Here is a 14,889-nt window from a genome sequence, read left to right as displayed (position 1 = left end):
ATTCAAGGAGACACCTCATAGAAATCAGTACAAGGCACCCTTAAGTTAGTGCCATTCGGGACCGTCCCGCGTTTTCATGGCCGACTCACGGCGTGGGACGTCTCGCGTCCTAAAATGCGGGGGACGGTCCCCGAGCCACCCGCCGATTGGCCCACGACTCGGGAATGTGGTCAATCGGGAGCCGCAACCTCCCACGAGGCGTCACGCAATATGTCCTGGCTGGGAGCTCCCGCGCTATCTCAGATTCTCCTGCCCAGCGCACTGGTGCCCAGAAGCACAACGAGCGCAATGCCCAGGAGGAAAAGGTCGCCAAGTCGGGGCAGGGCCAACTTCGATGCAGGGCACCCTCCGGGGTTAACCGGCGGTGTTTTGTCGAGCTCGTCCTTGCTCAGCAAGCCATCTTCGTTCGTGTCCAGGGCGTCAAATTCGCCTTGCGTAAGCCCGGCAATCCTGGCTTGGGCCTCACTGAAACTCAAGAAACCATCTTCATTGATGTCTAGTTCATCAAAGTTGTCCAGCAATATCTCTTCGGGTTCGCCTTCGCCTTCACCTTCACCTTCGCCTTCGCCCTCCCCCTCACCCTCACCCTCACCCTCCCCCTCACCCTCCCCCTCACCCTCACCCTCGCCCTCGCCCTCGCCCTCGCCTTCACCTTCACCCTCGCCTTCACCCTCACCCTCGCCTTCACCCTCACCCTCACCCTCACCTTCGCCTTCACCCTCACCCTCACCCTCCCCCTCACCTTCACCCTCACCCTCACCCTCACCCTCACCCTCACCCTCACCCTCACCCTCACCCTCACCCTCGCCTTCGCCCTCACCTTCCCCTTCACCCTCGCCTTCACCCTCGCCTTCACCCTCGCCTTCACCCTCACCCTCACCCTCACCCTCACCCTCACCTTCGCCTTCGCCCTCACCCTCGGCAACGGAACCTGCCGCCTGGGTAATCTGCAGGGTTCTGGGGCTGCCCAAGGCACCTTCACTGCTTACGACGAGAGTTGTGACACGTGGCTGCACTGTGGGGTTATTGTCGCACTGGATAGTGATCACGCCTTCATCGATACCGGCATCCCCGCCTGTCAGATGGGCCCAATCCGCGTTGGGCGCTTGGCTCACGCTCCAGTCCAGGGTGCCTGTTCCGATGTTCTGTATGCCGAAGTAAATCGTGCCGCCCTGAGCGGAAACTTTCGTACTCGCGGGGCTGGCCACCAAGTAGGGTGTTGGTGCGGCCTGGGCCATGGTGATGTCCAAGGTCTCGGCCGCATTCTCGGCGCTTAAACGAATCGTGCCGTTTCGACGCTCGCGCCCGGTGTTCTCCGAGAAGCGAAGGGACAGCTCCCCTGCGCCATCCACGGGCACAGGCGTCACGAGCTCCAGCCACTCCCCCCCGGTGACGACTTCCGCATTCCAGCGAAGGAGGCCGCCACCGCCATTGGCAATGCCGAAAGTCACCTCTCCCGCCTGGTAATCGACCACGCGGCTGATGGGTGTTGCGTCGATCACGGGTCTCGGCGTCGCCCCCTGGGTTACGCTGATATCCACCGTACCCAGCGCGTCTTCGGCGCTCAGCCGCAGGTTGGCGGTGCGAGCTTCCATCGAAGTATTTTCGAGGAAACTCAGGTTCAGGTTGCCAGGGCCCTCGACGGGCAGCGGAGTATCGATCGCCAGCCAGTGGCCGCCCGCGAGGATCTCCACACTCCAACGCAGGGAACTTCCGCCTGTATTCGATATGCCGAAGGTAGTCGCGCCGCCTTCATACGATACCTCCTTGCTTCGGGGCGCAACGTCAAGTACGGGTCGAGGGCTCGCGGCCTGTGACACGGTCAGCGTCGCCGGACTTCCAGATATGGAACCGGCGCCAACGACAATGCTGGCCGTTCGGGCTTCGGGTGTGGTGTTCGGATCCACGAGAATCCGCAGGGTTGCATCATTGATCCCCGATGTGGCGGTTTCGACGGCGACCCAGGGCGCTGCGGGTTGCTGCACCTGCCAATTCAGTGTTCCGGTTCCGTTGTTCTCGATGTAGAATTGTACCGTTCCGCCGAGTTCCGAGATCGAGCGCAGGGCGGGAGATACGGCCAGCACGGGGCGCAACGGGGTCAACTGGATGTGTTTCTCGACACGCTGGTCTCTGACCCGGGCTTGTATCGACTTGCTCTCGTATCCAGCGGCCTCAATCACTAGCGTATGGGTGCCACTCAGGACATCGAGCAGCCTGTAAGCCCCCTCGTGAACGGTCGTATCCTCGATGGTCGGATCGCTGCCATCTATGAAAACTCGGGCACCGACAATGGCCTGGCCGGTCGTGGCGGAGGTCACGTTTCCGTGAATAAAGTTGCTGGTCTCGCTATTATTCTGGTCGACATGGAAGGTTGCGGCCTCGCTCGGCGCGCTTTCCAAGCCGAACTCATCGATCGCGGTGACCCGCCAGAAGTAGGTGCTCAGATCCTCAATGCCAGCCGCCTCATCGACCACCACAAAGGTGTTGGTCACCTCGTTGACGGTGATTGATTCGCCACTGAATTCCGGGGCCGCAGAGATTTCCAGACGATAGGAGACCTGATCGCCGTCGGGGTCAATGGACTCTTGCCAGGAGAAGAGCACCGATTTTCCGGTTGTGGCCCCCTCGCTGGGATAGTCGAGCGATGGCGCCGGAGGCGCGGCGTTCCCTTCTTGATTGACGCGGATAGTGGTCACCAGATAGGTGCTGATCTCGCCACTGGCGCTGTCTCTAACGTAGTAGTAGATTCGGTAGGTTCCGGGCATCGTGAGGTGGGAATCAAGAGCCTCCCAGTAGAAGACCCCGTTTTCGGCGTCGAAACCCGTTGCGTCCACGGCAGGCAGCTCCACCACGCGTTGCAGGTCGGCGAGGTTGGGATCCGCCGGAATGGATTCGCTGTAGGACGGACTCTTGATCTCGATCCACGCCTGGTCTTCGGGTTCCGGTGTGGCGTCCGGACGCGCTTCGATCCGCCCCACGGGTTCCCCGGCGGCCAGCGAGAAGGGCGGTGTGACGGTAAGCCAATTGATGGGCGGCGCTGGATTGGAGATGCCAAATCCCAACACGTGAACGCCTGCCAGTGCGCCATCCTCGCCCGTTGCCAGGGAGAGCGATCCATCGGCGGGTAATCCGTCGCCGTTGTCATCCAGCACGGGCGTCTGAGGCACCGAGTGTGTGCCGTCGGAATTACTCTCTTCCGCCGTATACTCAGCGATAGTGGTATTCGCCCGCTCAAAGGCCACGGCAAGGGTCTGGCCGCGCCGGATACCCCGAAACAGCTCGGTTATGAAGAGTTCGCCGTCGCGAATACCATCTGTCGGATCGATGGTGCCCCGATGGGATACCTGGGTGGCGCTGCTGCTGCCAATGAGGATTCGATTCGTATCGGATAGCACGGGGACGAAGCTGCCCGAATAGCAGGCGCCATAGAAGAGTGTGGTCAAGGGAACGGATTCGCCCTGGGCCGTGAGGGTCGTGCCCATGGTGTCCAGATAGCCATCGAGTTCGGTGGCGCTTACTTCCGCCGCCTGTCCCGCGACGCCCGCATGCATGTAGAATTTGCCCGGGTTACCGTGATCGAGGAGTACAAGATAGAGCGGAGCGGGTGCCTGAACCTGCCGTTCCACGGCCCATGTCGTGATGGCGGATTGAAGGTCTGCCTTGGAAGGTGTCGTATCGTCCACGAAAACATCGGGACTCGGCAAATTCGGTCCCTCGCGAAGGTAGAGGATGTCTTCGTGCGCGAACCCGCGTTCCCGGAAGACGCGATAAACGAAGTCGGCGGTCTTGCGGTGTTCGGTGAGTCCCTCGCCCTGATCATCCAGACGGCCGACGGCGATAATGGCGTAGCCTGCACCGTCCTTCACGGTGAGTCGTGGCGTTTCTGGCTGCCCGTACGCCGGTGATGTCGCATTCAAGAAATTCGCCGAAGGAGGGAGGCTTGCGCGGAACTCCCAGGTCCCCACTTCCTGCAAGTTGAACCCTGCGGTTTCCAAGTCGCCTGGCAGGAAGGAGGCGAAGTAGTCGCCGTCCACCAGCGTCACGGTTCGGGTCAGATTCGGGCCAGCATTGTCGCTCGGTGTCTTCGAGAACAGTGTAAGTGGCAATCCCTCCAGGCGTTCCATCAGGGTCTCAGGCAATGGTGCCGATACAAAGGCCGTGATGGAGAGGCCGTCGTAACCTGCCGGTACTGCGGACGCGGACAGGGACACGCTTATCGTCGGCTGTGCCTTCTCCACCACCAGTTCCACGGGCGCGCTGTCCGCAGGCAGACTTTGCGCGTCGCCGCCGTAGTGTGCTGAAACCGTCCAATAGCCCGCGCCATCGGCGAGGAACTGACGACTGAACTGCCCGTTGGATTGCGTAAGCACGGTTTCCGGAACAGCGACGGTGTCGTTCGGGCGTGAAACCACGGTGAAGGTAATCTCGCCCGGTGCGACGGGACTGCTGGCTCCCGTGATCGTGCCCGATATAGCGGCCTGCAGGCCCAGCCGCGTGATGAGGGGTGCGACGGTCAGGGCCAGGGTAGTCTCCTGGCGGTTATCCACCAGTACATAGTCCGCCGGCGACATGGTGAATCCGATGGTGTCGCCATTGCCGGCGCTGTCCGTGGCCGTCGCAGTGCCTTCGGGAGGAACAATGTTGAATCCGAGTTGGCCCCGACCGGTGAAATTGCTCAAGGTTACGGTGCGTTCCACTGTCCCCGTTCCGCTGACCACAATATCGAGTGCGGCGCAACTGTCGGCCGGTGTCGCAATGGGCAAGATGTCCGCCTCGTCGAGGGAGATCTCAACCGGGTCGCCACCATAGGTGACGGTCCAGCTTACGCTCTCTGTGCCTCGAACCACCTCAACGGTGCGCCCCCCGACAGATGCGACATAGGGGGCATCGCCATCGACGATATAAGGCTCGCTCAGCGCCTCGTTCTGAAAAACGTTGCCTGCCGGATCATGAATGGACGTGCCCGCGGGAAGGCGCAACCGCACTTGGCCACTGCCCGCAACCGTTGCCATGACTGTCCAGGTCGATGACGGCGGCGTGCCGGAGGAGACTACGCTGGCCACGCCCGCACTGACGCCCCCGGCATTGGTGAAGGAAAAATCTTCGCTGCCTACATTGGAGACGGGTTCGGTAAATTGTACGGAGAACCGCACATTCGGCCCGCTTGTTTCCTGGGGATCCAGGAGGGTGATTGCGCTGACATTCGGCCGGGTCTTGTCGATGGCATAAGACTCACCCGTGGACGTGGCCGCAAGTGCATTGTTGACACCATCGTGGACGGTGGGAGAGAGATTGCTCAGATCCAATCGGAGGGAGCCCGAACCGGACCCCGTATTCACGGTGACGGTATAGGTAGTTGCGAACGATGTCGCACTTGGCGATACGGAAGCTACGGATGCACCCGAAATACCCGAAGTGGCCACAGAGAAATTGCTTGCGGTCAGACCGGTGACGTATTGATTGAAGGTGACGGTATATTGGACCGAGGACTGATTCGTGAGCGCCGTTGTGGGCGTCTTTCGTTTGACCTCTGTGACCTGTGGCGCTGTGTTGTCGTTCGATGTGGCAAACAGAGAATAGGTCGTTCGACCGGTGCGCTTCGCACGGAAGAAAAGCCGGTCCTCCACGTAGTCTGAGGCGCCAACGTCCTCAATGTAGGTGAGTTGCGATGGCGACGAATATTCCAGACTGCGCGCGGGAATATGGGTTACGGAATAGTCGCTGGTCTTTACCTTGTACACCCGTTGCGTGCCTGCCGCCCCATCCGCGATGCAGTAAATGTACGAACCGGCCGGGGTGAAATCAGAGGGGTTCTTGAGCCCCAGAATGTAGTTTCCGGTCGCGCCATTTTGATAGTACAGAATCCGTTCCCCGTTCCGCAGGCCGCTGTACCAGAGTTTGCTGTTGTGATAAACGAGACCTTTGGGATCGCGCTTGGTGGTGCTCCGGACGACGGGGCTACTGGCACCAACGGTGAATTCGCACAGTTCCCGTCCCCCGGTGGACGAGACCCACGCGCTGTAGTACACGCGCATGCCCCCGCCGTGGGTAGGTTCTTCGGGATCGGAGTGACCACTCGTATTGTGATCGGAGAGCTGGTAAAACTGCACGCCGTTGTAGCCCAACATCTCGCGTCCGATCCCGGAGAATTGGGCAAGCGTTCCCGCGAATGTAAGGTAGTAGCTGTCGAGGACCGCCATGGGCCCCGGGTAACCATTCGCGGCTCCTGGCTCGAGGTCGTGCCCGATGATAACGCCGCCCGTCTGGGCTTGCCAGAGCTCACGTCCCGCCGTGGCGGTCTTCCCGCTGAAAAACACTTGGTTGGGCGAAACCTTCGTAATGTACTCCGGATCGACTGGGTGGCTGGATTGATTGAAGGGTGTAGGGAATTCTCCACCGCCGTTGGTCACAAAGAGGCGGTTGGTGCCGCTGTCACCCGAGCTCGATTTGGTAAATGCCCGGTAAAAGAGCGCGCCATCAGCCCAAGTGAGCTGCACGGGGTTTGCCGCGCCCCACGCATTCGATTCCACCCGAAGGAGCGAACTGTTGGAAGGTGTGTAAACCCAGATTTCGCGACCCGAACTATCTCGGTCGGCCGTGAAAAATAGCTTCGTGCCGCCCACCGTCAGGTAGTTGGGCGATCCCGCAATGTTGGTGCCGCCACTCGTGGCCGGCACCGTATTTAGTGTGTTGCCGCCCGAGCGGATCAAGGATTGAGCGCCGCTCGCGGTTCCCGTAAACCACGCTTCCTTGTTCAGCCCGGCGAATCCCTGGTTCAAGATCCCGATGCTGGATACCTCGTAGGCCTCTTCAGCCGCGGGTGTGGCCAGTGTAAAAAGAAGTAGTAATAGTAAACTAAGTATTGGGGACAAAAAACTGGAGAAACGGATCACAATGGTCCTTTCCTGATTCAGACGTGCGGGGATAACGTTTCTGGAGGGACAATTTAGCGGCTTTTCACGGAACAGCCTTGGTCTATCCATCTGGATCACCCCATCCGAGTCTCGGATTGCGCGCCCACTCCCAGGTATGACGGAACGCGTAAATGGCCTGTACAGCATCATCAAACTGGCGCACTGCATACCGCATTCGCAATTCGCAGCCCTCCGATGCTACACGCCACGACTCAATCGTACCCGCCACTTGCTCGATCTGTCAAAGATGGGACCGCACCTGCGGAGTGATTGATGGGAAAAACTTCGGACGTCCGAAGTTTCGAGAGGCCTCCCGACTGCCTTACGCTCTGCCTCGGAATCGGTTTCGCACGGTCCTCACGAACGCCGAGTCCGCGCGGATGGAAATCAACTCCAGAGGGGAATGGCCCCGGATGTACGCGAGGACGAACGTTGCGGCAAGGGCTACGCCGGTAATAAGAAAATTGGGCCAGGCGTTCAACGCCCATTGGCCACTCCAGGTAAGTTGCCAGGCATCGGAAAATGGCAGCAGGTAAGGCATGGGCCACTGGTCGCCATCGGGTCCGCGCGCGCCAATAAGGTCGCCAGCCAGATGGAGATGAAAACCCGCGAATACCAGGAGTGCCGTCTTCCCGCGCCGCTTGCCAATTGCAAATGCCAAACCGGCGCAGGCGACCGCAAATCCGACATTGTGAAGCACATGGTGGTAGTCGGACCACCAGAGCAGCGGGTGCTTTGAGCCTCTGGTAAGAATTTCTGCGACGATTCCCAGTCCGTCGACATCTGGAACCACGGCGCTGAGTGTTACAAGCGCGCGGTCACGGCGCTCCATGGGGACGGTGTTGGCCAGCAGCCAACCGCTGAGGAAGTGGGTAATGGGACTCATGAGATTGTCCTTCGAATTATTGAAAGAGGGCGTAATCGAGGAAGCTCGGGTCCCGGAGGCGATCGGGCAGGCGCAGGGCCGCGCCGATGATGGAGGCGATGAGGAAGGTCCAGAGGTTGGTATTGATGATGGCGTTGAGCAGGCGCTGGTCCGGTGCCGCGCCTCGCTTTCGGGCGCGACGAAAGATGACGGCGGCTTCGAAGACAACGGTGATCAAGATGGATGCAAGCAGGCCCAGGAAGGTGGCCGTGTACTTGAGGAGCCAGTAAAGAGGGGGGAAGCGGTCCACACTATTGAAGCTCATTCCATGGGAGAACATGGCGGCGACGGTGGCGAGGAACAGGGCTAGGAAGAGGGCGATTTCCAGCCGCTTCGGCTCCGCAAAGATGCCGCGAAGTTCGCCTGCCTCTGCGGTGAAGACGCGCGCGGCCTTGCGTCCCACGATCCAAGCGGCAAATCCGCATGCGACGAAGGTGCCGACGAAAGGGAAGAAGCCGTTGGCCACCAGGACGCCGGCGGTTATGAACACGCCGGGCAGGGAGGAGACGAAATTGCCCAGGACCATATCACCCGCCGCCCGAAGAGCGCCATAGCCCGCCAGACGTCCGAAGAGCGCCGCCTTGAGGGCGATCACGACGGGCAGCGTCCAGAGAACGCCCGTGGCCACGGCCCCGAAGCCCGCAGAACCCAGGATCGGGATAACGATGGTGAGGGCGGGCATGCAGGCGCTGGCGGACGGTGCCAGCAGGAGGAGGGCCGTACTGATGGTATGGCGTAGCGGCAGGTATGAGGGCTTGGAGTGCTTTTGATACATGGGCGGTAGGTTTCCTCTGGGTCATACTTGCACGTGCAGATACCGCTACTTTCCCTCAGCCCGGGGCATGGTAGCCAAGGTGGTTGGGGCGATGCAATCGGGCAACAGCGAGCGTGGGGGAGAGGGCGGTGCGAGGGCGCTCCGATTTCCTGTGGGAGCCGTTGCTGGAATTCGAAGGGGGCCGGCGAAAGGCAAACTTCGGACGTCCGAAGTTTTGTGATTGGCGTGGGGGAGTACATGCCCGGCTTCCCTCAGGGCCGTTCAAACGTCCTCGCGGAAAATCCGGAGGAATGTTCTTGCACCGTACGACGGGATGGGCTGGTGGTTCTCCACGGTGCAGGGCTTGTAGCTCAGTCCTCGGCACGGGCCCGGCTGCCATGCAGGACAAACTTCGGACGTCCGAAGATTGCTGATGAGAGTGGGGGAGATCAGCCGATCTGTTTTCCCCTTAGGTGGCGATTGCATCATTGGCCATCGTGTATTGCACTCAGACTGCTCAGCGGTTTCGCTACATAGCCGTGGATTGTTTCGTGTGACTTCCGGATCATCGCCAACCGCCCGAGTGCAACCTTCGGCGTGGCTTGAAGTTTTGCGTAAGCCACGCCGAGGAATGTGAAAGGACACAGTCGAGTTTCGCGATTTTCCAACCGATGAATCCTCGGTCGTGATGACTCAGTTCGGGCGCGCACTGGGTAACGGATGTGAGAGCAGCATGTAGTGAGTGCGCGATTGCGGCATGGACCGATCAGCCGTCTGGTGCAGCAAGAATACAACCGCGGCAAGTTGAGTGGAATCGGAGCGGCAGAATCCTGCCAGATGCTGCGCCCGGGACGCGAGCAAAGTGGGGGATTTTTACCACCCCCTCCAGCGTCTGATAATATATCTTATGTTGCATTTATGGGGATAACTATCAAAAATAGACGTAAATGCACGGCCTACGTATTCGGTGTCACTTCGTGACGGTTCGCTTCGGTGGCTGCTCCTGTCACTTTCCTTGGCGCCACAACGATCCGTGCTGCATTCTCACGAATCGTCGTGGCGGTGGCGTTAGTCGCCAACGCAAGCCGAGCGGCTCAAGGCCGCCTGGCGTGTTGCTGCGGTGTTCTCTTGGTCCGGTGTGCTTCATCTTCGGCGGATGTCCTGGCTTGGCCCCTTGGGCATCGCGGTATGCCTTGGTGGTGTTTTCCGGTTCTCCCCGATGTATTGCCGGGGGTTGCTGTGTGTCCGCCTGAGTCGGTCGGGTGGGCCGTTCACGCATTGCTCTGCCTGATGGGATTTCGTGGCGGGTCTCTTTTCCGGTTTTCCCCTGTCGGTTTATTCGGGGGCACCCGCTGCGCGGTACTACCGGGCCCGGCCTCGTCAAGGACCTACCTGCGCAAAGCGCACGTTCCTCCTGGACTTCGCCATAACCCGTCCGTGGTGTGCACACCCGTTATAAACCTTCTCATAGGAGAAAACATCATGGAAAAGAACAGACCAGCACACGAAATCCGCATTGGCGCCGTCAAAGCGGTTATTTGGGCCAACACAACCGACTCGGGCGTCTTCTACAACGTCAACCTGTCCCGGATCTACAAGGACGGGGATGACTGGAAAACGACCGACGGCTTTCGTCGCGATGATTTGCCCCTGGTGGCCAAGCTGGCGGACAAAGCCTTCGACTGGATTCTGAATCCGGCCGAGGTCGAAGAAACCGCTTAACAACCCTTGCCGGGCGGCCTTGAGCCGCTCGGCTTTTCTCGCGCCTTCGGGCGCTCTCGTGGACTTTCCCTGCTGGACCAGGGAAATTAATTTTGCTAAGGAGGAATCATGTACCCATACGAAAAGGAATATCGCAAACAACTCTTGAGAGATATCGTTGTTGGATTTGTTCTCGGGCTGCTGCTCGCCGTGCTGGCTGCGGTCTTTCAGATCATATAGGTCGGCACAATGCAAAAAGAGCCGCACCCGGGGGTGCGGCTCAAAACTCCGGAATCGATTTAACGGAGATACTGAATTAGTCCGATACCGACCGAAAACCCGGCCATACTGGATATCAGTGCTACCATCAACCGATCCCACCAGGAGCCGAAGCCCCCGGAATTTCCGTGACCAACTATAATGATCACATGTTCTGCGCTTTTTGTACTCATATGCGTCTCCTTTTCTAGTTAATAAATCGTAATTGACTAACCGAAAAAGGCTACGTGAGAGCGAAGCGCAGGCTGCCGTGTTTTTTCTCCTGGCAACGAGGGAGTGAAGGAACGGATTCAACTGTCGTGCTTGTAGTGTACCACAAGGTCCCGAAACTCCAGGGGAAATTTTTCCCGTTGTCGCAGGGCTGCGTGCGTGCTACCCAGGGCCCATGTCCCGATCCACGCCGAAGCCCCGAACCTCCGAAGCTCACCCTGCAGCAGCAGCGCCGAGCCTGCCGCCGCTCCTGAAATGGCTGGGGGGCAAGCGCTGGCTCGTGCCCGATCTTGCCGCGCTTTATGCCGGCCACCGGCACCGTCGCCTCGTGGAGCCCTTCTGCGGCGGCTTGGCCGTTGCCTTGGGCCTGCGCCCCCGTGAAGCTCTCCTGAACGATACGAACCCGCACCTCATCAACTTCTACGAGTGGGTTCAGCGCGGGCTCCATATCACCCTCGACATGGCGAACGACCCAGCGACCTACTACCGCCATCGCGAACGCTTCAATCAGCTCATCGCCCGGGGCGACGTGTGCTCTCGCGAGGCGGCGTCCCTGTTCTATTACCTCAATCGCACCGGCTTCAACGGCCTCTGTCGCTTCAACCGCAAGGGCGCGTTCAATGTCCCCTTTGGTCGCTATCGTGGCATCCGCTATGCCGACTCCTTCGAAGCCCATCGGCGCGAGTTCACCCCGTGGCGTTTCACGTCCGCCGACTTCGGCTACCTGCCCCTGGACGCCGACGATTTCATCTACGCCGATCCGCCCTACGACGCCGCCTTCACCCAATACGGTGCCGACGGTTTCGCATGGGACGATCAGGTGCGCCTCGCCCAGTGGCTCGTGCGCCATCCCGGTCCCGTGGTGCTCTCGAACCACGACACGGAACGGGTGCGAGCCCTCTACCAGGATCTCGGCTTTCGCATCGTACTGCTTCACGCGCCAAGACGCATCAGCGCCAACGGTGACCGGACACCCGCGCGGGAGCTGCTGGCGTTGAGGAATGTTCAGGGGCGCGAGTGATTGGTGATGTGCTTGGGAGACTTCGGATGTCCGAAGAGCTGCTCAAACTGAAAGAGGCTCCTCGTGTGTCCTACCCGTCGCCTTGCTCACTGGACCAGCATTTCGAGGTAGGGCTGTATGATCCGCTGCACGCGGCATACCTTGGCCGCGGCCCAGAGTTCGTCCATCGTGAATCGCTTTGCCCGCCAGCCTTCGCGGAGCGCCTCGATGGCGACATCCAGCCCGATCTTGTTTCGGTACTTGAAGCAGTCGGCAATTGTTCTCGCCGGGTGGTAGATGCGTACCGAAACGCCCTCGATCAGGTGCTCTTCTGCGCCGTGCTCGAAGTGAGGCCCCGTGCAGTAGACGAAACGGATGGCCTCATCACTCGGTGGCATTTTTCGGTCGCGCCGCATCATCCAGGTCTCATGAGGCATCTGCGTGCCAATGCCATGAAAGACGAGCGCGGAGACAAGACAAATCACACCGCCGGGATAGCGTCGGTTGGCTTCGACGAACGTGTGGCTCATGCTCAGCTCCCCGTCCGGCAGTCCATAGAGTCCTCGCCCGGGCTGCACGAGCTCGCCGCGCTGAACCATACGCCGGAGCGTGGATCTCGGATCACGCACGTCGCGAATGTCGCGCGCGCGAAAGACGGATTGCCGCCGCGCGGTCTCCAATATCTTGTCGGTGATGTGCTCCACAGGGGCGATGCCTCTCAAAGAATAAAGTAAATATTATTCTCCAATATGAGCCACATCGGCCACGTTCGTCAAGCGCGGGAAATTGCCTTCTTAAAACTTCGGACGTCCGAAGTTTTGCGCTCCTTTCGCGTTACTGCGGAAACTGGTCTCTAAATTCAGCCGGCCCCTTGGCATTTATCTTGCATTTTTTTTTGGGTGCTTTATCCTTTCCAAGCAAGTGAGACCTGCCAGGGCGGGATTTGGGTACTCAGGTTCTCCTCCATGCGCCGTTTGGCGCGGCAATGGGTTGTGAACGGGTTGTCCAAACACAGGAGCAAAGACCCTATGAAAAAAGCCATCGTGCTGATGCTGCTTGGCGTAACGGCACTCAGCGTAGCCTATGTCGCGACGCAGGCGGAGTCCACGATTAGCTACAACGTCGCCGGAAGTGGCAAAGGCAAGTCGCCCCCGGGAAAGTAGCGTCTTCGCCGACGGAGATTTTCGGAGTTCAGGCTTCGGATCGGAGTCTTCGCGCGGCGTGAGCAAGTGAAAGAATTCCCTGAACGGGGCGTGGTTTCCACGCCCCGTTCCTGCTGTGTGTATGCAAGGCTCCGATTCATGGAAAGATACGGGAGGGCAGCGCAAGAAAGGAAATCTTGATCCCTTGCCGCAGGTGCTCCGCCGACGGGCGCGCATCGCCTCCCACGGCTTTTCTAATTTCTCGTCGGGGCCCGAATTGGAGAGAGTTTCCAAGGCTGTGTATTGGTGTGTTATGACGCCTATGTTGAAAAAATTATGACATTGAGGCATAATCAACTTGCTGGTGGATGAAATTCGGCTCCACGCCGCGTGGTGCGTTCCCGAGGGAACGCATCCTATATCCACGGCTTTTTTCTATGCCTGCTCACCCGTATCCCACGCCATGGGTCGCCGTTGTCCGTACAGGACCCCGACCCGACCCTCCGCGATTTCGTCCAAGGAGTGTATCTCTCCAACTTGGGGCCAGAGATACTCCAGATAGCGCGACTCGCCCTTTTCGTAGTGCCGTTGCAGTGCCCAGAGGCAGTAATCCACCGCCTGCAGGCCCGCCCGTTCCGCCCGCTTGCTGCAATCGATTTCGAATCTCCCCGGCATGGGAAACCGGAAACTTCGCTGAAACTCTGCCCGGGCATTCTCCAGCGCGGTAAACAGGGCGGCCGTCCGATTCTTCTTCGACCGACGCGCGAAGCACACCTTCGCTATATCCGCAGTCCCGTGAAAATGCCGGAAGAGGTCACTTATCAGGCTGTCGTACTGCTCGTCCTGATTGTATCGGTAGCCCGGTTCCTGGGCATTGCGCACGTGGACGGCCTTCACCAGCGCGCTCTTGTCGCGCACCACCGCATAGAAGCGAAGGTCGGCCTCGCGCAGAAGTTTGAATACGGCCTGGCGCACTTCGGGAACATCGTCCTTTGCGTGAAACATAACCGAGGTCTTCTTCCACTCAGGCTGGAAAGAGGGCACCCGCTTGAAGTAAGGGTCCGCCAGCAATTCCGCCCGGAGCGCCTCCAGCTTGTCGCTCAGGCCGTCGGGATCGTTCACTTCGAGCTTCCCTACGATGAAACACTTTGAGCAGCCCTCCGTCCCCACGCGGACCCGGCCTTTCCCATCGAAAAGCACGGGGTCACCGGCCTCATCCACGAAATAATGGATGACGTCGAGGTCTTCGAATTCGCTCTCGCTTTCTCCAGCCATATTTGCGACCTTTCAACGGACTCAACACCCAGCAAAGCGACCACCATTGTCAACGGTTCGTTGTCAACGTTCAACTGCAAAAATATGCGGTCCTCCAGCCCCCTGATGCAGATCTGGTGCCACCAGCAAATCCCCGTAGAACTTCGGACGTCCGAAGTTCTCCCTGGTTGCCCCTCGACAAAGATCGTGCCGTGTGGGAGATTCTGTGCCCATTAGCAACCCTTCTGAGGTATCTCCATGAATCCCACGCCCGCGCAATTGGCCTACATCGCCACGATGCTTTTTCAACTTCACCTGGACTTGGCCGAAGGACTGCGCCTGGCGCGGGCCCGGCAGTCGCTGGAGAGTCTCTGGATGCTCCAGCCCGTTGAGGCCTTTCGCTTGATGCACGCCCTGGAGCAGGAGAAACGCGACCGGGGCTTTCCTCAGCTTCACCTGAACTGACGAAGGCTACCAGCGCCCCAAATGGTCCGGGCCTGCGGCCCGGCCGTGTCTATGGCGCACGGACGGTGGACCGATCACCGCCCACCCTGCGCGGGCACCCCACACCACCCCAACATGGTCCGGGCCTGTGGCCCGGTAGTGTCTCTGGCGCACGCAGACGGTGGACCGATCACCGTCCGCTTTGCGCGGGAGGCCCCGCGCCGTCCCTCCTTGGTGCGGGCCTTCGGCCCGGCCGTGTTGCCGCT

The 14,889-nt window shown here is 59.8% G+C and carries 8 protein-coding genes; 3 read left to right on the top strand and 5 right to left on the bottom strand.

Features of this window, described 5'->3' with window-relative positions:
* Window positions 1-239: 239 nt before the first annotated feature.
* The 3 genes from JNK74_27765 to JNK74_27755 all read right to left on the bottom strand — a co-directional run bounded on the left by JNK74_27765 (window position 240) and on the right by JNK74_27755 (window position 8,614).
* A complete protein-coding gene (locus tag JNK74_27765; GenBank protein MBL7649989.1) occupies window positions 240-6,893 on the bottom strand; it encodes a carboxypeptidase-like regulatory domain-containing protein in 6,654 nt (2,217 codons plus the stop codon).
* Window positions 6,894-7,236: 343 nt separating this feature from the next.
* Window positions 7,237-7,800, bottom strand: a complete 564-nt coding sequence (locus JNK74_27760) for a metal-dependent hydrolase (GenBank protein MBL7649988.1) — start codon at window positions 7,798-7,800, stop codon at window positions 7,237-7,239.
* Between the two features lie 16 nt (window positions 7,801-7,816).
* Complete coding sequence (locus JNK74_27755; GenBank protein MBL7649987.1) at window positions 7,817-8,614, bottom strand: hypothetical protein; 798 nt, start codon at window positions 8,612-8,614, stop codon at window positions 7,817-7,819.
* 1,461 nt (window positions 8,615-10,075) lie between these two features.
* On the opposite strand from JNK74_27755, the gene JNK74_27750 reads away from it, so the two are divergent.
* Both JNK74_27750 and JNK74_27745 read left to right on the top strand, forming a co-directional pair.
* Complete coding sequence (locus JNK74_27750; GenBank protein ID MBL7649986.1) at window positions 10,076-10,315, top strand: hypothetical protein; 240 nt, start codon at window positions 10,076-10,078, stop codon at window positions 10,313-10,315.
* A 643-nt stretch (window positions 10,316-10,958) separates the two neighbouring features.
* Window positions 10,959-11,804 carry a Dam family site-specific DNA-(adenine-N6)-methyltransferase gene (locus JNK74_27745; protein ID MBL7649985.1) on the top strand — a complete coding sequence of 282 codons (846 nt, stop codon included), beginning with the start codon at window positions 10,959-10,961 and terminating at the stop codon, window positions 11,802-11,804.
* An 86-nt stretch (window positions 11,805-11,890) separates the two neighbouring features.
* Here the strand turns inward: JNK74_27745 and JNK74_27740 are convergent, their stop codons facing one another.
* Together JNK74_27740 and JNK74_27735 are read right to left on the bottom strand one after the other, a co-directional pair.
* The gene (locus JNK74_27740) at window positions 11,891-12,487 is read right to left on the bottom strand and encodes a type IV toxin-antitoxin system AbiEi family antitoxin domain-containing protein (protein MBL7649984.1); all 597 of its coding nucleotides are present in this window, start codon (window positions 12,485-12,487) and stop codon (window positions 11,891-11,893) included.
* 873 nt (window positions 12,488-13,360) lie between these two features.
* A complete protein-coding gene (locus tag JNK74_27735) occupies window positions 13,361-14,200 on the bottom strand; it encodes a DUF3800 domain-containing protein (GenBank protein MBL7649983.1) in 840 nt (279 codons plus the stop codon).
* A gap of 237 nt (window positions 14,201-14,437) precedes the next feature.
* On the opposite strand from JNK74_27735, the gene JNK74_27730 reads away from it, so the two are divergent.
* Entirely contained in the window at window positions 14,438-14,644 is a 207-nt protein-coding gene (locus JNK74_27730; GenBank protein ID MBL7649982.1) for a hypothetical protein, read from the top strand.
* Window positions 14,645-14,889: the final 245 nt, after the last annotated feature.

The organism is Candidatus Hydrogenedentota bacterium (assembly GCA_016791475.1).
GTDB lineage: Bacteria > Hydrogenedentota > Hydrogenedentia > Hydrogenedentales > JAEUWI01 > JAEUWI01.
The sequence above is the reverse complement of the archived record's forward strand: the minus strand, read 5'-3'. Positions and strand labels throughout refer to the sequence as shown.